General features: G+C 45.6%; 10 protein-coding genes and 6 pseudogenes. 6 read left to right on the top strand and 10 right to left on the bottom strand.

The window, feature by feature from the left end; genetic code table 11:
* Positions 1-24: 24 nt before the first annotated feature.
* The 5 genes and pseudogenes from allD to RE628_RS02005 all read right to left on the bottom strand — a co-directional run bounded on the left by allD (position 25) and on the right by RE628_RS02005 (position 6,341).
* Positions 25-1,071 (bottom strand): annotated as a pseudogene (allD, locus tag RE628_RS01985) (ureidoglycolate dehydrogenase).
* A 60-nt stretch (positions 1,072-1,131) separates the two neighbouring features.
* A complete protein-coding gene (gene allE / locus RE628_RS01990; protein ID WP_309157162.1) occupies positions 1,132-1,896 on the bottom strand; it encodes a (S)-ureidoglycine aminohydrolase in 765 nt (254 codons plus the stop codon).
* Between the two features lie 34 nt (positions 1,897-1,930).
* A pseudogene (locus RE628_RS01995) lies at positions 1,931-3,183 on the bottom strand (MFS transporter).
* Between the two features lie 60 nt (positions 3,184-3,243).
* Positions 3,244-4,475: pseudogene (gene allC / locus RE628_RS02000) on the bottom strand (allantoate deiminase).
* A gap of 180 nt (positions 4,476-4,655) precedes the next feature.
* Complete coding sequence (locus RE628_RS02005) at positions 4,656-6,341, bottom strand: PucR family transcriptional regulator (RefSeq protein WP_309157163.1); 1,686 nt, start codon at positions 6,339-6,341, stop codon at positions 4,656-4,658.
* Positions 6,342-6,784: 443 nt separating this feature from the next.
* On the opposite strand from RE628_RS02005, the gene RE628_RS02010 reads away from it, so the two are divergent.
* The gene (locus tag RE628_RS02010) at positions 6,785-7,519 is read left to right on the top strand and encodes an alpha/beta hydrolase (protein WP_309159335.1); all 735 of its coding nucleotides are present in this window, start codon (positions 6,785-6,787) and stop codon (positions 7,517-7,519) included.
* A gap of 193 nt (positions 7,520-7,712) precedes the next feature.
* Positions 7,713-11,002: pseudogene (locus RE628_RS02015) on the top strand (chitinase N-terminal domain-containing protein).
* 98 nt (positions 11,003-11,100) lie between these two features.
* On the opposite strand, the gene RE628_RS02020 reads toward RE628_RS02015, so the two are convergent.
* Together RE628_RS02020 and RE628_RS29450 are read right to left on the bottom strand one after the other, a co-directional pair.
* The gene (locus tag RE628_RS02020; protein WP_309157164.1) at positions 11,101-12,714 is read right to left on the bottom strand and encodes a response regulator transcription factor; all 1,614 of its coding nucleotides are present in this window, start codon (positions 12,712-12,714) and stop codon (positions 11,101-11,103) included.
* Positions 12,695-14,491, bottom strand: a pseudogene (locus RE628_RS29450) (sensor histidine kinase). Before RE628_RS29450 ends, RE628_RS02020 begins: the two are co-directional and overlap by 20 nt.
* A gap of 195 nt (positions 14,492-14,686) precedes the next feature.
* Here RE628_RS29450 and RE628_RS02040 point away from each other — a divergent pair.
* The 3 genes and pseudogenes from RE628_RS02040 (at position 14,687) to RE628_RS02050 (ending at position 17,824) form a co-directional block, all read left to right on the top strand.
* Positions 14,687-15,571 (top strand): carbohydrate ABC transporter permease, encoded by an 885-nt coding sequence (locus RE628_RS02040; RefSeq protein WP_309157168.1) that lies wholly within the window; start codon positions 14,687-14,689, stop codon positions 15,569-15,571.
* The gene (locus RE628_RS02045) at positions 15,571-16,407 is read left to right on the top strand and encodes a carbohydrate ABC transporter permease (RefSeq protein WP_309157169.1); all 837 of its coding nucleotides are present in this window, start codon (positions 15,571-15,573) and stop codon (positions 16,405-16,407) included. Before RE628_RS02040 ends, RE628_RS02045 begins: the two co-directional genes overlap by 1 nt.
* Before the next feature lie 128 nt (positions 16,408-16,535).
* A pseudogene (locus RE628_RS02050) lies at positions 16,536-17,824 on the top strand (ABC transporter substrate-binding protein).
* 64 nt (positions 17,825-17,888) lie between these two features.
* Here RE628_RS02050 and RE628_RS02055 read toward each other — a convergent pair.
* Together RE628_RS02055 and RE628_RS02060 are read right to left on the bottom strand one after the other, a co-directional pair.
* A protein-coding gene (locus RE628_RS02055; RefSeq protein WP_309157171.1) for an IS3 family transposase occupies positions 17,889-19,243 on the bottom strand; the annotation gives its coding sequence in 2 pieces (ribosomal slippage) (positions 17,889-18,793 and positions 18,793-19,243; 1,356 coding nt in all).
* A 329-nt stretch (positions 19,244-19,572) separates the two neighbouring features.
* Positions 19,573-20,346 carry a Cof-type HAD-IIB family hydrolase gene (locus RE628_RS02060; RefSeq protein WP_309157172.1) on the bottom strand — a complete coding sequence of 258 codons (774 nt, stop codon included), beginning with the start codon at positions 20,344-20,346 and terminating at the stop codon, positions 19,573-19,575.
* Positions 20,347-20,741: 395 nt separating this feature from the next.
* Here RE628_RS02060 and RE628_RS02065 point away from each other — a divergent pair, with 395 nt between their 5' ends.
* A complete protein-coding gene (locus RE628_RS02065) occupies positions 20,742-21,080 on the top strand; it encodes a DsrE family protein (protein WP_309157173.1) in 339 nt (112 codons plus the stop codon).
* Positions 21,081-21,159: 79 nt separating this feature from the next.
* Here the strand turns inward: RE628_RS02065 and RE628_RS02070 are convergent, their stop codons facing one another.
* Complete coding sequence (locus RE628_RS02070; protein ID WP_309157174.1) at positions 21,160-21,525, bottom strand: hypothetical protein; 366 nt, start codon at positions 21,523-21,525, stop codon at positions 21,160-21,162.
* Between the last annotated feature and the right edge of the window lie 65 nt (positions 21,526-21,590).

The following is a 21,590-nucleotide window of genomic DNA, read 5'->3' on the forward strand; positions in this document are numbered from 1 at the left end:
TCATATTTCAGATAGCCAGTTAGATCATTTAGCAAAAGGATCCTTGTTATCGTATTGATTGCGATGAACTGTATCGGATACTAGATATTCATAAATCTCATCAACCATTTCGATGCCATTTCTTTCGTACTCTTCTTGAATCAGATCATTATTCTGTCCCGGGAAGAGGACTTGCTGAAGCCCGGAGCTGGCTTAATCTGGTTCAATTCATCCATGGTCTGTGAAATATGCTGTCTAAATAGAACAGGATCTGTAAAGAATGCAGGGTTTATGACGAGATGGAACTGTCCCAAATTGCGGTATTCGGTCAGATCATGGTACATCGATGACACTTTTTTCCGAATGGGAGGCCAAGTAGAATACCAGACAGCACATCTACCATCATCATTAGTCCATACCCCTTAGGACTGGCGATCGGAAGCAAGGCATTCACTTTGAAAGGATCCGTCGTCGGATGTCCTTCCTTATCCACTGCCCACGAAGCGGGGATCGACTCATTCCGGGATCTGGCGTGAAGAATTTCCCCCATGCCTGTACGGTAGTGGCCATGTCCAAGGTGAGAAGACGGTCATCATTGCTTGGAGCGGCAAATGCGATTGGGTTGGTTCCGTAATAAGGCTCTGAGCCACCGAAAGGAACGACCATTGGATCGGATTGGCATACAGAGATTCCAATCATTCCGGCTTTGGCAGCCTGTCGTACAAAATAGGACAAGGCACCGCTATGACCGATTCTGCGGACACCGACAGCGGCTATACCGCTGTCCTGCGCCATTTTGATCGCTTCATCCATCGCTTGCTTGGCAGCTACATGGCCTACCCCGTTGTCCCCATCGAACACGGCTGTGCTCGGTCCGGTGACTTCAAACTTAAAATTTGGTTCTGTATTCATTCCGCCTTTGGCGATTCGTTCTGCGTAATATTCCACTCTCATGGCACCATGGGAGTGAATTCCTCTCATATCGGCATGGACCAAGACTTCTGCTACTCCATCGGCATGTTCCTTGGACAGACCGGCTTTATGCAGTTTCACAGCTATCAGTTGATTTAAATCGGATCTGCTTACTCTCACCTTCAACACCTCTGTTCAGTTAGGTTATATGCATTCGGGTATCCGTGTTATGCGACAAGCTTAGAGGTCTGCATCCCGGTTGCAGTCTTTGGAATATACGTAAGCGAGCTTCTCTCGACCGACGGCGTAACAGGCTTGCTGTACATAAGGACCCATGAAGATATAGTCGCCTTTCTTGACGGGAATCCACTCATTGTCTAGATTGTATATTCCTTCTCCAGAGAGCAGATAAGCTCCGTGTTCCTGTACATGCGTCTCGATGAATGGATGGCAGGCACCGGGATCAAAGGTAAGAATATGGAAGTTCATATCAAAAGCAAGCTCTTTTGGCAGCAAATCCTGGATCCGCATATCTGTCATACCGTCATAATCAACTTCGGGAATATCATTCGAGTTGCCAGATACGACCCATGGCTTCAAATCCTTCAGCGGTTTATGCTTCTGCTTGTACAGGAACAATCTGCTGTCTCCATCCTTCAGGTTCTCAAGGAACATCGTCATTCCCGGAGGGCAGTAAAGATAGCCACCGCTTGTAAGCGTATACGTCTTGTCACCTGCGGAGGCCTTGACTTCTCCTTCGAGTACATAGACGAAGGTCTCGATATGCTCTTGTCCGCCGAATCCGTCCTTGTTCACGCCTCCTTGATGCATGGTTACTAAATAATCAACAAAGCTTGCTCCAAGCTTCGGTGTAGCCAGGATAGATATAGAGCAGTTTTCAAAGCCGGGAACTACGTTATTGACAAGACCTTCCGGAGCGATTAGGGCGTATTTTCCATGTTTAATGATAGAACGGCTAGATAATAGATCAGTTGGGTATCCCATTGAGATTATCTCCTTTGTTTATCGAGTATTAAGATTAATGTTTAGTTTGCATTTTAGTACGCTTGATCATATTAGCTATGAACAAGAATGCGGTTCCAACAATAATGATGGCGATGGCCAGGTAGAAGCCCAGAATCTTGCTTCCTGTAGCGTCGGAGATCACTCCCGTGACGAACGGAGCAATGACGGAGGACATCATGCCGAAGAAGTTAAATACGCCAAATGTAGTGCTGTAGCCTTGCTTAGGTGCAAGGTCTGCTACATAGGAGATCATGATCGGGTCCACAGCCAGCTTGCCGAAGAATCCGTACATAATCAGGAACAGGATTAGCAAATTATTGTTTTGAATAGCAACCGTCAGATATAGGGTTAATGCGGCAATGATCTGTAAAATAATGACGACCATAATCTTTCTGTTCTTGAATTTGTCGGACAGCTTGCTGAACAGTAGAGCGCCAGGGACAGATGCAAATGCGACTAGTGCTGAGGCGAAGCCTATAGAGGCACCTTGGAAGCCTCTCTCCATTTGCAGGTAACTCGGCAGCCAGGTCACAATCATGTAATAGCCGTAACAGATGGCGAAGTAGATAACATAAGCCGAGATCATCCGAATATCGCCAAATAGTGTCTTGAATGTAGCTTTGTCTCCAGCATCTTTCTCCCTACTGGCATTCGCTGCAGGTTCCGGTTTTTTATCCTTAATGACCTTGCCGAATGCGATGGCGACGGCAATAATCAGGGCAGTTGTGACAAAGAGAAGTGGTCTCCAGTCCCAGCCAAGCCCTTTGACCAAGTAAGAGGAACCGATGTATCCGATCGCCATGCCTAGAGCTGAACCACTGTTGATGATGGCTGTGGAGAAGCTCCGTTTCTCATTTGGAATAGAGGAAGAGGAGATCGAGTAAGCCTGTCGTAGTAGGTTCCTTGTCCAAGTCCTGCGAGGAAGCTGCCCACAAGCAGGAATAACAGGGAAGGAGCGATTCCGACCGTGAAGGCCCCAAATGCGAAAATTAAAAATCCCGGGATCAGCATAATTTTTCTGCCGAATTTATCAGCTAGGAAGCCGGAAGGAATCTGCATGGACGTATAGGCCAGGAAGAATAGACTGGAGATAAGACCCATGCTGGCATCGGATTCGATTCCGAGTTGCACTTTGATTTCAGGTAAGATTGGATTCAATACAGTTCTGTAAATCCAGATGACAGTCCATCCAAGACAGAATAGGATGACGATTTTCTTCCAGTACTCCATTCCGCCTTTTGGATTGGCTGAAGCTTGTTTGTTCATCTCTTGTATCCTCCTTAATAGTGAAGGGCTCGGGATGCTGCTACTTGCCTGAGTAATGCTCTATTCTTCGTATGCCAGCTTATATAGGGTTCCGATCAAAGCTTTAACGCCTTCAGCCAAATCGTATGGCTCGGTATATTCCGCTGGATTGTGGCTAATTCCGTCTTTGCTTGGCACGAAGATCATCGCCGTCGGGGCGAGGCCCGCTAAGATTTGTGAATCATGACCCGCTCCGCTGTGCATCAGCTTGTAGTTCAAGCCGATCTCCTTGCACTGCTGTTCAATGACTTCTACGATGCCTGTATCCATTGGCACGGGATCAGCATCCATCCACATATTGATGTCAAGTCCGACGTTCATGTCCTTCGCGATTTGATTCAAGGACTCGGATATCTCTTCGGTGAATTGAATCAGCATGCTTTTCTCGGTATGTCGAATATCCATCGTGAATAGAGCGTGGCCGGGTACAACGTTAACTACATTCGGTTTGACCTCGATTTTGCCGACGGTAGCTACTAATGGATCTCCGTGCACACGGGCCCGGTTCATTACATCACAGATCATGGCGCTGGCCGCATGAACGGCATCCCTCCGGTAACCCATCGGAGTCGTACCCGCATGGTTGGCTTCGCCGCTCACTTCCACAGTGAATCTGCGCTGTCCAACAATGTTGTTCACAACCCCAACTGATTTGCCTTCCTTCTCTAACACGCTACCTTGTTCGATATGAATTTCTACAAACGCTTTCAGATCCTGGCGTATTTGTACTGACTCATTACGGAATTGAAAGCCGCTGTTTCTCATAGCGTCCACGAATGCAATACCGTCAAAGTCGGCGATGTTCTCTACCTCTTCACGCCGGGCTGTTCCCACTATATTTTTGGAGCCCCAGAATGCATAAGGGAATCGGCTTCCTTCTTCCTCCGCCATAGATACGAGCTGCAGATTGCGAAGTGGTTGCCCGTAGTTCTCCTTCAAGTGCTTCAAGGCGAGCAGTCCGGCGACAATTCCAAATTGGCCGTCGTAAAGGCCGCCATTGCGTACCGTATCCACGTGCGAGCCGGTCATGATCGTCTCATTTGGATACTTCGATCCTTTCAGGCCCCCGAACAAGTTCCCACGTCATCGAAGTGAACATCGAAGCCTTCCGTATTCATCCAATGTTCTAGAGCCTTCTGGGCTTCTAACCACTCTTTGGTATAGAGCAGCCGGGTAACTCCCCCTTCAGGGTCATTACCGAAGTATCCGAGCCATTCCAGTAGCTGCATGATATCTTTGCTTAATTCTGTCATGCCCATCGTTCCTTTCTAGTTGGTGATGAAAAGTGTTTACTAAGCTTAGTCAGTGCAGAATGTTTCTTACATGAAAATTGTAAACGCTTCCTAAAATGAGATCATTAACAGAAGTGGATAAAAGTCCGACGGACGTTTTATCCACTTTGGGTAAAAACGGGCATGTGCCTATATAAGTTTTTAGTTGAAACTATCTTTTTTTAGCAAATTTAGAATCTTCAGGCCAACCCGAGTCTCCAGCATTTCTTCCGGGTCTTCGAAATCCATATCGGTGATTTCCTTGATTCGTTCTAATCTGTACATGACGGTCTTGTAATGAACGAATAAATCCTGGGCCGCTTTGGCTGCATTCTGATTATGCTGCAGGAATACGTCAAGCGTATGGATTAGATCGTTCTTGATGGCATTTTTGCTCTCAACTAATTTGCATAATGGCGCAGGAATGAAAGAGGTGAGCAGCTTTGGGTCCGGGAATTGACAGAGCAGCCGGAACAGACCAAGCTCGGAGAATGCAGTAATTGCTTCATCGCCGAAGAGCATAGCCCCAAGTTCCAGAGCCTCCTGGGCTTCCTGATAGCTTCCCGAGACATTCATAGCCTTTTCCGCCACACTACCAATGCCGACCTGTACGATCATATCTTTCGTCTTTATGTGGATCGATTCTTGGATTTTGCGCGCTTTTTTCTTGGTCGTCGTCAACCATTCTTTACTCTTAGCCTTCGATGGGTCCACCGGCAGAAGGAGGATAATCATATCGCTACGACTGCGCATGATGCCGTCAAAAAAGTTGGAGCGAATCGCATCATGCAAATAAGTAAAGGCTTTACTCTTCAACATGCTTAAACTTTGGGGCTTGCCTATTTCTTTCTCGTCTGGTGAGGAGAATTCTCCTTTTACATGGAACAATAGCACCGCATAGGAGCGCTCCAGATCCCAACCAATCAGGTTAGCCCGATGATAGACTGTCTCTAGCATTTGAGCCTTACCGGCAAGAAGATCATCGATGATGTCGTTCTTATATTCCCGCTCCACCTCCGCAACGGCGAACTGCTTGACCAATTCCAGAGACAAGGCTGTAGCTGCATTCTCTATCGCAATGAAATCGAGCTCTTCCAACGGTTTTATAGCTTCAGTAATGACCAAATGTACCTTGATACGGTTCACGGTTCGGATTGGAACAACGACTTGATCGACCGTTTTGACAGCAGGTTCTAGTATTTGCGTCTTGCGCCAGAAATAAGGGAACTTGGTCTCGAAGATCTTCTTACTCTCGAAGTCCGACTCTTCGTGCTCTATAGGGATTGCGGAGAGAGAATCGGGTATCATGCAGGCGAAATTGCGATCATAGAGGGCCACGGGATTGCCGATCAGCGACTGTAATGTAGCGATGATAGGCTCCAGCCCCGCTGCATCGGTTAAGGATAGGCTGGTGAAGCGATCATGCACATCCTTGAAATACTTGAGCTTCATAACCTGGGTATTGAAAAGTTCCTCCATAACCGGATAGAGTACATCAACATAAGGAATACTCTCAGGAATTTGAATGATTGGCAGAGCGGTCTCTTCACCCGTCTTCACGATAACATCCGGAATATTTTTGACAAAGCGGTGATTTTTGATCATTAGAGCACTGACTCCCTTGTCAGCCAAGCGCTGTATGAATACTCTCTGCTCTTCCTCTGTGTAGTTGAGAATTGGATAGAGGCTCGTCAGCAGCATTTCTCCGCCTTTCAGCCAGTCGGCGATGTCGGGAGCTTCCATAATCGTGATGCCTCGGATTACATTGGACAGACCGGCCTTGCCTCCAAGGACTTGTGCATTATGCAATCCATTCATTCTCAATACATGCTCGACTCTAAATTCCATATTCACGTCTCCTTTGAAGCGAATAATGTATAATTATTTACTTTAAATTTAAGACATTAAAATAATCCCCATCTTGTAGAAGACGGGGATCTATTCCGGGATTATCATCTAAAGTGGTGATGATCATATCGTGGTGTGTATAAAGCTCTATTTAACTCTCTAGTCTTCGACATATCCGGTTGATCTCCTGCCCAGTTGGATAGGATGTTGAACGGGACTTATTATGTCAGTAATATAAAGATACGAATCCTAGTGTCTTCCGGGCAATTGAATATATCATAATTACATTCGAAGCGGAAAAGGGGAAAAAAGATGGAAACGGTTTGCTATAAAACAGTTGGGGAAGTACGTTTATTAGGAGATTTCTATAGTACCGGTCAGACTAATTCGCCTGTTGTCGTCTATATTCACGGGGCGGCTTCATCTTTGGATCTAGGAAGGAGATTCAGAAGGATCAGGTAGAGCGGTATAATGCGGCCGGATTCCACGTATTTTCCATTGACTATCGGCTAGCACCTGAGACTAGGCTCACGGCTATTGCTGAGGATATTCTCGATGCACTTCAATGGCTACAAAGCCATGCTTCTGCAGAGCTTGGAGTCGAACCGTCTTCCATCGGTGTAGTGGGCCATTCGGCAGGCGGATACCTCGCGCTTCTGGCTGGAGCAAGGGAACCGAAGCTTAGGGCAGTTGTCTCCTTCTATGGCTACGGGGATATCCTGGCAGTTTGGGCTACTGGGGCAAGCTCGCATTATCTACAGAAGCCTCTAGTTCCTCGCACGTTGGCTGATCAATTGATCACGGGAGAGGTACTGACGGAAGCCTCTGTCCAACAGAGATTCGGTCTCTATTTATACCACCGTCAGCAAGGAACTTGGGTTCAAGAGGTCACAGGGCTGGATCCTGCATGGGATCTAGCAGAACTGGAAGCACTCTGTCCAGTGGAAGCTGTGACTGCTCAATACCCACCGACACTTCTACTACATGGGGAACAGGACAATGATGTACCTTGTACGGAATCGGTCCGGATGGCTGAACGGTTAGAACATATGGGGGTGGCTCATACGCTGATTACGCTGCCTGGTGAGGATCATTTATTCGATATGCAGAAGGATAAGGAGAATGTCCGGCATGTTTTGGACAAGGAGATAGACTTCCTCCGAGGACATTTACTGTAAAATCATATACATCCCTAGTTACAAGTGATACCGGGAAGAGTGGGCCGAATGCCTATCTCTCTCGGTTTTTGTGGTTCTATAGGTCTAAAATCTATTAAATTTACATAAATACGTAAATTATTATACCATCCTATAATATTCCAATGATAGAATTAATATGTTGTACAAGCCATTTACAAACGGGAGGGAAATAATGAAAAAATTACATGGGGTCATATCCAAATGGTTAAAATCTGGAATTGCTCTATCCTTGGCATTATCGATTCAATTAGGATTCGGACAAGAGGTTCCGTCAGCTCATGCGGAAGGACCAAGCGATCCTGCGCCGTTTATTGCGGCCAAAGTTATTAATGAGAATGCCGGCAAAAAAGTACTCTTCGATAACACGCACGCACAAACGGCGGGGGCCGCGGATTGGGTCATTGACGGTGCCTTCTCAGATTTTGGTAATGCGTTGGCCAATCGTGGCTATGATGTGAAAGAGCTTCGCAAGTCTACTCCGTTTAATTATAGCGATCTAAGCAGTTATGAGGTGTTCGTCATTGCCGAGCCTAACACTCCATTTAAGCAAAGCGAGCAGCAGGCAATGAAGCAATACGTAGAGGCAGGAGGCAGCATCTTCTTCATTGGCGACCATTACAATGCGGACCGTAACAAGAATCGCTGGGATGGCTCTGAAGCTATGAACGGCTATCGCCGCGGAGCCTGGGAAGATCCTGCGAAGGGAATGAGCACGGAGGAGAGGAATTCGGCCGCGATGCAAGGTGTCGTGAGTTCCGACTGGCTTGCTGACAATTTTGGCGTGCGCTTCCGCTATAATGCACTTGGCGATATTATAGCCAATGATATCGTCGTGCCAAACCAAGCCTTCGGTATTACGCAAGGGGTATCCACGGTAGCAATGCATGCCGGATCGACCTTGGCGATCACCGATCCGAACAAGGCCAAGGGCATTGTCTATCTTCCGAAGACAAAGGAAGCATGGGCTAGTGCAGTGGATCAAGGAGTCTATAATGGCGGGGGCAAGGCTGAAGGCCCGTATGTTGCCGTATCCAAACTCGGCATGGGTAAGGCTGCGTTCATTGGGGATTCCTCGGCTGTAGAGGATGCCTCCCCAAATATTTGCGAGAAGAGACAGGAACCAAGAAGACGACTTATGACGGCTTCAAAGAGGAGAACGATGCAACTCTGCTCGTGAATCTGGTGGACTGGCTGTCGAAGCAGGAGAGCTATACAGGTCTTGATCAAGTAAACAATTTGCAGCTTGATGCGAAGACAGAATTACTTGCTTTCGAGACACCTGCCGCTTCGACCGAGCCTCAGGCTGAACCATGGGCTGCTCCAGCTGCTGGCTATAAGTGGTGGGATCCATCGACTTACAAAGCAGGTTCCTACGGTGGACCAGCGGCGACGGCAAATGCGACGTATTCGTTCGTGCATCAAGCGATTCTTCCGAACGCACAAGACTTCCAAATCCGCGTTGCGGTGGATCATCTGCCAGCTAACTCCACGATGTCAGGCTTGAGCGTAGGGATTTACCTGACCGGGGGCACGCAGGTGGCTAAGGTTCAGAATGCAAATGGAAGCTGGCCTTCGGCGTATGGTTATAGTGAGTCATTCAGCGTGACTTCGAACAGTCAAGGCCGTGGATATAAGGATCTGACGGTTAGCATTAAGCCAGGTACAGCAGGGGCTGCCAATCTTCGATTAAGACAGAATGGCAACAATTTATTGACTACGTCGGTATCACTGGCGAATGTGCCTGCTGAACCACTTCCAGATGAAGAAGGCCCTATTCCAGCTCTGAGCACGATTGCAGAAGGAAGAAGCAAAGCGGAAGGAAGCACAGTTACGCTGCAGGGTACAATTACGACTGAACCGGGCGTGTATGGTGGGCAAGCCTTCTACATGCAGGATGAGACCGGAGGTATTTACGTATTTCAGAGCACCAGCGGCTTCCATCAGGGGGATATCATCAAGATTACCGCACCTCTTGCACTGTATAATACAGAGCTAGAGTTATCCGATCCGATTGCGATTGAGAAGGTCGGAACAGCAGAACTGCCTATGGCGAAGCAGGTTGCTTCCGTTAATGGCGATAATCAAGGTCAACTGGTCGAATTGAAAAAGGCTAAGATTCAAAATATCATCACTGCTACACCAGCAGGGTCTTTTGAATTTGATGCGGTAAGTGACGGCATCAGCAATCATGTCCGCGTCGATGCAAGAACAGGTATACAGCTGGCGGATTTCCCTTATAAGGAAGGTCAGACTGTGGATATGCGGGGGATTTCCTCGATTTTTAAAGGCGTATATCAATTGAAGCTGCGGGGAGCGGCTGATATCTCCCTTGCCGAGGTGGCTACGCCGCCGGTGACTACGGCATCACTGTCTGAAGTGCCTAACGATCACGGTTGGTTCAATCGGGGTGTCGTGCTTACTTTGACTGCTGATCATCAGGGATCCGGCGAAGTGACTACGAAATATGCTATTAATGGTGGATCAGAAGCTGTCTATACAGGGCCAGTGTCTATCGCTTCCGAAGGAATGAATACGGTTCGTTATTATTCAGTTGGTACGAATGGTCTTGTAGAAGAAGCAAAATCAGTTGAAGTCAAAGTGGATATGACCGCGCCATCGGCTGTTCTCACTCAATCGGGAAAAGCAGTAGGCGATGTACAGGAGCAGGATGTGCTGAAATTTGAGCTGACCAGCTCGGATACAGGCTCTGGTGTAGCTACTCAGCAGTTGTGGGTAGATGGAAAAGAAATTCAAAGTGGGCAAACGGTATATGCGAAGGACCTTGGTGTCGGCGCTCATACTGTGAAATATGCGGTAGCCGACTTGGCCGGAAATGTAACGCAGAAGAGTATTACTTTCCAGGTTGGTAAGCCACTTGCGAGCGGTGCTCCAGGTACTCCGGTATTATCTGATAATAGCGGACATGCTAACGGGCTTCGTGATGGCAATTACAAGATCACAATGAATCTGTGGTGGGGCAATAACGGTACGGAGTTCAAGCTGTATGAGAATGGCGTACTGATTAGCACAAAAGAATTAAAGGATGCATCCCCTTCGGCTCAATCTGTGAGCGTTGATATTAACGGCAGACCGAATGGAACTTATGTCTACACGGCAGAGCTGATCAATTCGCAAGGAACAACGAAGTCCAATCCGTTGACTGTCGTGGTTACTGATGCAGCACCTGGCAAGCCGGTTCTGTCACAGGACAACTGGGATGGCGATGGCAATTATAACGTATCGATGGATATGTGGTGGGGAACGAACGGTTCAGAGTATCGCTTATACGAGAATGGGGTATTGGTCGATACGCAGATTCTATCGATCAACACACCTACTGCTCAGAAGGCAGTTACCAAGGTAACTAATAAAGCGATCGGGACCTACGAATATCGGGCCGAACTGGTTAACGCCACAGGGGTGACCTCCAGCGAGATCATTGTAGTTCGTGTAACGAAGTAGGGAGAGTCGTATCTAATAGAGTAATCAGTAATACTAGATTAGCTATAACAAGGGAGTGGCTGCGGCCACTCCCTTGTTATGCTCAGAGACATATCTATCTACAAAACAAACTCTTTCCTGTAATCATTTGGAGTGCGGCCTTCGAGCTTCTTGAATACTTTGCTGAAGTATTTCTCATCGTGATAGCCAACCATTTCCGCCACCTGAATAATACGCAGGTGAGGATTCATGAGCAGTAGCCTGGCCTTCTCAATCCGGATACTGCTCAGGTAGTCGAGTACTGTAACGCCGAACTCCTGCTTAAATTTACGGGAAATGTATTCTCGGCTAAGGAAGAAGCGGGAGGAAATGTCCTGTAGTGAGATATCCTCACTGTAATGCTGCTCCAAGTATTTAGCGATATCGTGAATGATATGAATATCTTTAGAGTGGGCATGAATCAGCGTTTTGGAAGCGGCCGAGAGTCTGCTGACGATCTGTCTTCTCCAGTGCTCCCGGTCTAGAAGCCCATACTCATCCAGCGGCAAAGAGATAGAAGGTAGCTCTGGTTCATTGTTGTCAATCGCCTTGTGGTTGCTGGTAGAGTCCGGATCAGACCAATGTCGTTGCATGGAATCCCATTCTTTTGTCCACTCCAAGAGCTGCTTCGGAGAGAGCGATCCGGATGTAAATATTTGATCCATCCACTGCTGTGCAGCAGATTCCATTTGCTCGGATACTCCGCTGAATGCGGCAAGACGGAACTTCTCCTCTTGCGGTGTATTTCTTAAAGAATGAATCCCGGCGTGATCACGGGGAGTCCCTTCATGAATATAGGACTGGCTGCTAAGTAGATCCCTTCTCCATAGAGCATCAGTTGCTTCGGCGTATGCACGCGGAATCTCAGTGATAATCGCCTCACGTTTACTTATCCCGAAGTGGGCACGGCGATGGAGTGTATTATTCATACCGGAGTTAATGTCCTCTAGGACCGCATTCAACGGTCTTGATTCACCCCAATATAAAATTACGATCTCACCCGGTTGATCCAGATTGCGGAAGGCGATGCCTGTATTCTTCAACAACTCACTGCATATATTAATCAGCGCAAAATCCAATAAATGGCGTCGGTTGCGGAACTTCTGCAGCAGCTTCTCGTCAAAATGGGTATTGCTGAGGACTGCGGCTGTACAATAAGTTACCGAGGCCGGGATCAAGGAACGTTCCTGAAGCTGAACCAGTAAGTGCTTGCCAGAGCTATGGCCCGTTACCAGATCGGTTAGAAGCTGATCATCATATAATGGCTTCATTTGGTTCATTTCAATATTGAGGCGAGTTACTTGCTGTCGGCTCTGTTCCTCACTGCGCCAGGCGGATACCGCTTTATTTAACGCTTCATCCAAGGCCCCGGGTTCCACCGGCTTCAAAATATAGTCCATTCCCCCATGGCGGATAGCATGACGTACCAATTGGAAGTCGTCATACCCGCTTATGACCAGCGCTTTGATATCAGGACGGTGGGCTTGAAGCCATGAGAGCAGTTCACAACCATCCTTGCGGGGCATCCGCATATCCGTCATGACGATTTGTGGCGAATATCGCTCTATGATGTCCATGGCCTCCTCCCCGTTAGAAGCCTGAAGTACTTCGGTTATTCCATGCTTAGGCCAATCAGCAAGTAGATTAATCGCATCTCTAACATGTAGTTCGTCATCAACGATCAGTGCCTTCATGTGTATCTCTCCCTAAAGTAATAATTTCTAAGGTGACGATAATTCCGTGTGGCTGTAAATTCTCAATAGACAACGATGACCGATTATCCGAGTATAATTGCAGTCGCATCAGCACATTTCTCAAGCCGATCGATTCACCATCCTCCAGATCACTACTCTCACCTGTCTGCTGTAACATGCTCTGCAATGCTGTCAGTCTACTAGATTCAATGGAGGCACCATTATTTTTAATCGTAATCATGACCCTCTGGTCATCCACTCTATGGGTTGCTATAGATAGCTTCCCGGCCTCCTGATATTGCTCCATGCCATGCTTGAAATAATTCTCGGCAATTGGCTGCAGGATCATCTTCGGTACCCGGCACGACAGGCTATCCGGTTCAATGCTCCATTCAACCTCCAACTGCTCTCCAAATCTCTCCTTCTGCAAGTTAAGGTATAGCTCTAGATGCTTGACCTCGTCGCCAAGTGTAACCATCGCTTCACTCGTCCTCATGTTGTAGCGCATAATGCTGGCCAGTGAAGATAACAGATTATAAATTCGGGGCACTTTGTGATGCAGCGCCAAGGTTCCTATGGATTGCAATGAATTGTACAGGAAATGCGGGTCAATCTGAGCTTGCAGCGCCTTCAATTGATTGGTCTTGTTAGCTAATTCGAGCCGATATTCCTTCAGGATGAGGTTGTTGATCGTGTCCATCATTTGCCTGAAGCGGCGCGAGAATACCGATTTCATCGGGACTAGTTACCTGAATATCCACGTCAAGATTACCTGCTTGAACGACATTAATATAGTTCGTTAGCTGCTTAATCGGACGCGTAATGCGAATTGAAATGTACAGAGTTCCAATAATAACTGTAAGTAGTGCTAATACGGCTATTATTGCGTTAAGACTCACTAACTGAGTTGATTGCTGATACAACGTTTTATGGGGAATTTGCTTGACTAGAATCCAGGAAGCAAAGCTGGTATCTAATTTCTCAAAAATATTCATGGCGTCCTTATCATCGAAATACCCTTGTTCCCCGTGTTGTTTGACCATGCTTAAGATCTTGAGATTGGGCATAGGACTGCCGATCTCCTCTTCATTATGGCTGTATATGACATTACCTTTATCATCGATCAGATACAAATTCTCCGAGCTGTTCTCATAGAGCTGATCGCAAATCGCGTTGATTCCGTCCAGCCTTACATCAATGGCCAATAGAGCTAGTTGCTTGGTATCTGGGATATTGACGATCGAACGATACAATGTAATGACCTTGCGGTCGGTATAGTTGGATGGCGATGTAGGGAATCCATAGGAATGAAGCGGATGGACGGATTCAATCGCTGTGACACCTTGTCCGAATTTTTCGATTTTTCGATAGGCTTCAGATCGGTAAGCCCTTTGCGGCGAACTGCTCGTAATCAGCGTAGACTGATTGGTCAAATTGTTATGCAAATATACTTGATGAATATCCGGTGTAGTCACCTGAATGGATTGTAGAGTCGTGTAGATTTCTGATAATACCATGTAATCATTAGGTCGAAGTGCAAGGTTCCTTAGAAAGTGAGGGTCTGAATAGACCGAGGAGAAGCCCGGTTAATGCCATTCAAATAATTGTCTAGATTGGTCTTTCCCTGATAAATCAAGCGAATATTCTCGTTAACGGTCTGCTCTTTGACCGATTCCCGGGTGTGCAGCAGTGTAATAACTAGCGATAGAGTTAACGGAATAATCGTAGCAAACAGCATGAACTGGATCAGCCGTGTTCGGATACTGCGGAACTTCAATCTACTCACCTCGGGTCAGTTAATAAATAAATCATCGACAGGAACGATGGTCAATATTTTACTCCAAACGGTTCAGGATTCTCCATTACTATTATGTGTCATCTATCGCATACTAATTTTACACACTAATTAAAGTTGTTCAAGAAGTCCACTTTTGAACACGACTTTATGACTCTAGAAAAGGGGGAAACAAGGATGAACCGTACCAAGGGTTCGCGATTGCTCCAACAAATCGTTTTTGTCGGGCCGTCGGCTTTCTTCTTCATCCTTATTATGCTCGTTCCGTTCATTCTCGGAATATATTATTCTTTTACCAATTGGAACGGGGTTGGAGCAAGTCATATTGATTTCATAGGATTTGATAATTATAAACAAATATTTATGAATGACTCAAAATTTAAAGCGGCTTTCTGGTTTACAACTAAGTTCACCGTGCTTGGCGTGGTGCTGACGAATCTGCTTGGATTCCTTCTCGGCTACTTGTTGACTAAGCCGCTCAAGACACGCAATGCGCTGCGCACCATATTCTTCATGCCGAACGTGATCGGTGGTCTGTTGCTCGGCTTTATCTGGCAATTTATCTTCATCAAAGGCTTTGCGTCGATCGGCGATGCAACCCAATTCAAGTTCTTTACGCTTCCATGGCTTGGTACAGAGAATACAGCCTTCTGGGCTATCGTTATCGTATTTGTCTGGCAGACAGCTGGTTATTTGATGGTTATCTATATTTCCTCCTTCAATAACGTACCGAAGGATATCCTTGAAGCCGCTGAGATTGATGGCGCGAGCCGGGGACAGGTACTAAAGAATATCATCATCCCACTCGTGATGCCGGCCATTACAGTCTGTCTATTCCTGGCTATTTCCTGGTCGTTCAAGATGTTCGACCTGAATCTCTCGCTCACCAAAGGCGGGCCGTTTGGCTCAACGGAATCGGTAGCGATGAATATTTATAACGAAGCGTTCGCGAATAATAGGCTCGGACTCGGTACCGCCAAGGCAGTTATATTCTTCATTGTCGTAGCGGTTATTACCAGCCTGCAAGTTAAATTTACGAAGAGCAAGGAGGTTGAGGCTTAATGAAGACAGCTGCCAGAAGACATTTTAGCAACTACCTGCTCGAGCTGGTCTTGATTATCGTCGCCTTGATCTTCCTAGTTCCTTTTTATTTCCTGTTCGTGAACTCGCTTAAAACCTTTGGCGATCTATTGACTAATGCGGCAAGCTGGCCTGCTTCCTTTGAGTGGAGCAACTATACTCGCGCCTGGAATATTACGAAATTCCCAACTGCCTTCACGAATTCACTGATCATTACAGTATTTAGTAACATACTCTTAGCTCTATTCAGCGCCATGGCTGCTTACCAAATGGTGCGGCGTGATATTAAGTTTAACCGTATCCTGTTTACTCTCTATGTAGCGGCGATGGTTATTCCATTCCAATCGATTATGATTCCGCTGGTGAAAGTAACCTCTTCGATTGGCCTTAGTGATAGCATCCCTGGATTAATCGTTTGTTATCTGGGTTTTGGGATTCCGTTGTCCGTGTTCCTGTTCCATGGATTTATTAAATCGATCCCGTTAGAAATTGAAGAAGCAGCCACGGTCGACGGTTCTAACGTATATGGAGTATTCATCCGTGTCGTTCTCCCATTGTTGAAGCCGATGTTCGTAACTGTTATTATTCTGAATACACTTTGGATCTGGAATGACTATCTTCTGCCATCTCTGATTCTTCAGTCGCCACAGCTACGTACGATACCAATCGCAACGTTTGCATTCTTTGGACAGTACACGAAACAATGGGATCTGGCGCTTCCGGCACTCGTTCTAGGCATACTGCCGGTAATTGTATTCTTTCTATCCATGCAGAAATATATCGTAGAGGGAATCACAGCAGGTGCTGTTAAGGGATAATAAGGTGGTCAATTTCATCTCCCTGTTATATCAATATAGTACCTGTAATTGTTTGAAGAGACTTTTTATACTAAAGAAGTAAAGGCTTTCAAAAAAACGAAGTACAAGCATAAAAGGGAGGACTCACAATGAAAAGATACGGTAAGTTAGCTTTGATCACATTGCTCGCTTTTTCGGTTATCATGGCTGGCTGCGGTAAGAAGAAAATAATGCCGCGGACAAGGGAAGCAATACTGCAGCAGGTGGCGGCACAAAGACAATTAAAATATTCCAGTTCAAGGTAGAGATTGCCGAGGCCCTAAATAAATTGAAAGCGGATTATGAAGCAGATCATCCGGGAATCAAGCTGGATATTCAAACTGTAGGTGGCGGTTCTGACTATGGAGCTGCTTTGAAAGCGAAATTTGCAGGTAACGATGAGCCTGATATCTTTAATGTGGGTGGCTATCAGGATTTGGATACTTGGTTCAACAATCTTGAAGATCTGTCCGACCAACCTTGGGTATCTGATGTTACGGATGTTGCGAAAGAACCGATGACGAAGGATGGCAAACTTTACGGTCAACCGATGAACGTTGAAGGCTTCGGCTTCATTTATAACAAGGACTTGTTCGCAAAGGCTGGCATTACAGAATTGCCAAAAACATTGTCCGAATTAGAAGCAGCGTGTAAGAAGTTACAGGATGCCGGCATTACACCGTTCGTGAATGGATACATGGAAGGCTGGGTGCTTGGCAACCATGCTCTGAACATTGCTTTTGCTCAACAGGACGATCCTAATGCATTTATCAAAGGATTGAATGATGGTTCGGCTAAAATTCCTGGTAATAAGGTGTTTGATGAATGGGTTAAATTGCTCGATTTGACGGTGAAATACGGTATGAAGAATCCGTTAACGACAGACTACAATACAGAAGTCACTGCATTTGCCAATGGTGAAGCAGCGATGACGCAGCAAGGTAACTGGACTCAAGTTCAGATTGACGGTATCAATTCTAATCTGAATATCGGTTTCTTACCGATGCCAATCAATGATGATGCGGAGAAGAATGACAAGCTTCCTGTCGGCGTGCCTAACAACTGGGTTATCAACAAGAACTCTGCTGTCAAAGCTGAAGCAAAAGAATTCTTGAACTGGCTCGTAACTTCTGAAAAGGGTAAAAAATATATCACCGATGATTTCAAATTCATCCCTGCATTCAAGAGCATTCCTGCAGGCGATGGGCTCGGTCAACTCGGTAACGATATTCTGAGCTATAGCCAGGCAGGCAAGACGCTTAGCTGGGAATTCAACAAGTATCCGGACGGTGCAATGAACGAGTTCGGTAGCCAAATTCAAGCCTATATAGCTGGCAAGTCCAACAAGGATCAAATGCTTGATGGTTTACAGCAAACTTGGGATAGCTTGAAGAAGTAAAATTAATAAAGAGGCTGCCTTCCTAGATCTGAAGTGACCCGAAAAGTTAGACAGTTTATTTTCATTAAGCAGTTTGTTGGGCATGAGTCCGGTATTGTACCGGACTCATGCCTTTTAATTTTGATTTAATCCGCTTGTAATTATAGTAGTTAATATACTTGGATAATTCCTCTTTAAAATGTTCAATACTTTTAAATTCCTTTATATAAAGGAATTCTGATTTGAGAATACCGAAGAAGTTCTCCATCACAGAATTATCATAACAGTTGCCCTTTCGCGACATACTCTGCGTGATTTGTTTTCTTTGTAATGCCTGACGGTATTGCTTCATCTGATAGTGCCATCCTTGATCTGAATGCATGAGAAGCTTGCCTTCTATCGTTAGCCTTTCAAAAGCTTGCTCTAGCATATCTGATACAAGAGAGTAGGTAGGTCTAAATCCTATCGTATACGAAATGATTTCACCGTTATATAAATCCAGAACAGGTGACAGATACAGTTTTTCTCCCAGTAATTTAAATTCTGTAATGTCTGTCACCCATTTCTGATTTGGTCTCTCTGCTTTAAAATTACGGTCTAATAAGTTCGGTGCAATCTGACCGACCTTACCTTTGTACGAGCGGTACTTTTTCACACGGACTATTGATATTAATCCTAGCTCTTTCATAATACGTTGGACCTTTTTATGGTTCACCTGATGCTCACGATTCCTTAATTCATCACGAATACGACGATAACCATAGCGGCCTTCATGCTCGTCATAAATGGATTGAATGAGTACCTTTAGCTCGCCATCTGGATCGGGACGTCCGAAGCTTTTAATCACGTAATAATAGGTGCTGCGCGGAATACCTGCAAGCTGCAGAAGTGCTATCACCGGAAATTCACGCCTTAATTCATAGATTACTTGCGCTTTGTCTTGTTTGGTGATTTTTCCTTGTTTTGAACTAAGGCATTCAACTTTTTTAAATAGGCATTTTCCATACGTAAACGTTCGTTTTCTGCCTGTAGTTTCTCAAGTGACCCTTCATCTTGTTTTGTTGGTTTCTTTGTTTCTTTGTTCATGGATGTACGCCCCTTTTTCTTTGCTTTGAAGGCGTCAAATCCCTTTCTTTCAAACTCTTTAACCCATCTTTTGATAGGTGAAGGTGAGGGAATACCAAAATGCGCAGCGATATCTACATATGAGGCCTTCGTTTTTAACCGATATTCAAGTACCTCTAGTTTAAACTCTGGTGAATATGAAGCATAGTCTTTTATTCGAAAACCTTCAATCCCCCACTCGCTGTACAGCTTTGCCCAAGAGTAAATTTGAGTTTTGGATACACCATATTTTCTTCCAATGGATGGCGCAACTTCGTTACCTTCCAAATATCTTAATACAATTTCGAGCTTCTCTTTTACAGAAAATTTCCACATAAAAAACTGCACCTCCAATTGTTAGTTGTGTCTAACAATTGGGGTGCAGTTCAATCGGGAGGCAGCCTCTTTTCTTATTTGTGAGGGTAGAAGTTGTTTAGGAAGTTGTTAGAAAGCCGTATGGGTCTATAGCTTAACTAAGGGTCGCTGTTCGTGTCGTTCGTCGTCAGGAAAATCACTCAGACGGGCACAAAACTGCAGAAATCATCCTAAATTCCTGCACTTTTGCAGTTTTCCTCAGGTTGGGCTAGGTACTATCACGTGATGACCATGTGAGAGTCAGAGTATTTACACATTTGGAGCTACAAAAGGCAGCACGCACCAACCTCTTACAAAATTTGCGCGTATTTCAGCCCGTTGAGGATGCCGCAGTCATCAACATGAGTAGTTACATAGTTCGCATAGGGAATCAACTCCGGATGGGCGTTCCCCATAGCGATACCGAGTCCTACAGTAGCAAGCATCTCTTTATCATTCAGGCCATCGCCGAAGGCGATAGACTCTCCGGGAGAGAGGTTCAACAGGCTCAGCATAGCGTTAATTCCTGTGGCTTTGGAGGATTCGACAGGCAGAACATCCATAGCGGATTTATGCCAACGTATATAACGCAGTCCTTGAATCTGTTCTTGGTATAAATGTTCGTCTGTCTCCTCACAATGAAGGAATATTTGATAAATGTCCTCTTTTGTCCAGAAGTCAGGGTCATAGCCGGGAAGATTGACCTTCAGAGACTGAACAGCGGTCTGGACGGAAGGATCGATATCATTATTCGTGTAGAAGGTAGAACTCCCCTCAAAGACAAGGGAATGACGGTGCTCCATCGATAGTTTGACCAACGCTTCTACATCGGCTCGACGTATAGGGTGTTGATAGATCGGTTTTCCTTGATATACAACATAGCCTCCGTTCAGACTAACGTAGGAATCGATAGCCAATTGCTGGGCCAATTTCTCAAAAAAATACGGCGGTCTGCCTGTAGCGATAACCGGTTCAACCCCGCGTTGTTTGACCTCGGCGATTGCCTCAATGGTATCCTGCGGAATCTCCTTCTCATCGTTCACTAGCGTACCGTCAATATCAAAAAAGGCGATTTTATAGTCCATTCATTCGTTTCTCCTATCCTATGAAATCTCTCTACTAATAGAGGTTGTTCAAAAAGTCCGCTTTTGATCACGTAGTGAATCAAGAAGTAACTCGGCATCGAATCTTGAATTCACCCGGGTCTTCCGGCGCTCACGTACCCACTACGTACGCTCCGCTCCTCAGACCCTAGCTTCATCCAACCTTCTCGGTGCTGAAAACCGACCTTTTTGAACACACACTAATATGGTCGTAATATAACATCCGTTTGAATAGGTGGCAAGCTAGGGCCAAGTGGGAAAATATGATATATACTATAATATTATCGTAGCAAGTATAAATGTACACCGACTAAGGTTATATAGATATAGTACAATTATTATCTAATAGATGATCTATTCGTGAAAGGATGAAAAGCATGAACAACAAAGTTATTTTTCTGACGACGGACAGTCTTGGAGATGGAGATAAGGAGCTTGGAGCTCAGTTGTTAGAGACCTTCGTAAATCTGTTGAAGCAGCGTGAGGTCCTGCCTGCAGCTGTTTTCTGTGTGAATCGGGGGGTTCTAGCATTAACGGAGCAGTCTTTCGCATCTCTGCATTTGAAGGAGCTTGAAGACAAAGGGGTGCCAGTACTCGCTTGCGGTACCTGCGTCGACTATTATAATATTCGCGAGCAATTGGTTGCCGGAGAAGTGTCCAGCATGGGACATTTCATGGAGTTATCCGAGAAATACGAGATCATGACAATCTCCTGATAGAGGTCAAAAAAACGAGTATATAGCGAAGAGACGAAACAGCGTGAGCTGGAGTAGTCTCTTTTTATATATGGACTCATTAATAAGGATTTTCCACCGCTTGAATCAATTCAGCGATTACTTCGTTCTCTTTCGAGCTACGCTTAGTGCGGGTCTGCCATTTCGTTAATTCTTGTTTTATTTCTTTTGGGTCTTTATAGCTCAGATTGTACGCGATCTTTGAGATTATTGAGCTGCGCTGCTTCGTGTCAGTCATTTCAGTCAGTGTATCGAGAAACTCATTTTTATGATTTAAGAACAATTCGCCGGTTTGTTGAAGGGCATTCTTGTTATGTTCCGAACAGGATGCAAGCAAAGCGCTTAAAGTCAGTAAGAGACAGCAGCCAATGAATAAGGAAATCCATTTTATTCCATATATTATATTGCGATGATACTCTTTAGTCATCTCAAATCATTCATTTTAGCCGCAGGATCTTTGTGAACTGAAGTTGGATCAGAATAGTGGTCCGT

It is taken from the genome of Paenibacillus sp. D2_2, from assembly GCF_031199965.1.
In the GTDB taxonomy this organism is placed as follows: Bacteria; Bacillota; Bacilli; order Paenibacillales; family Paenibacillaceae; genus Fontibacillus.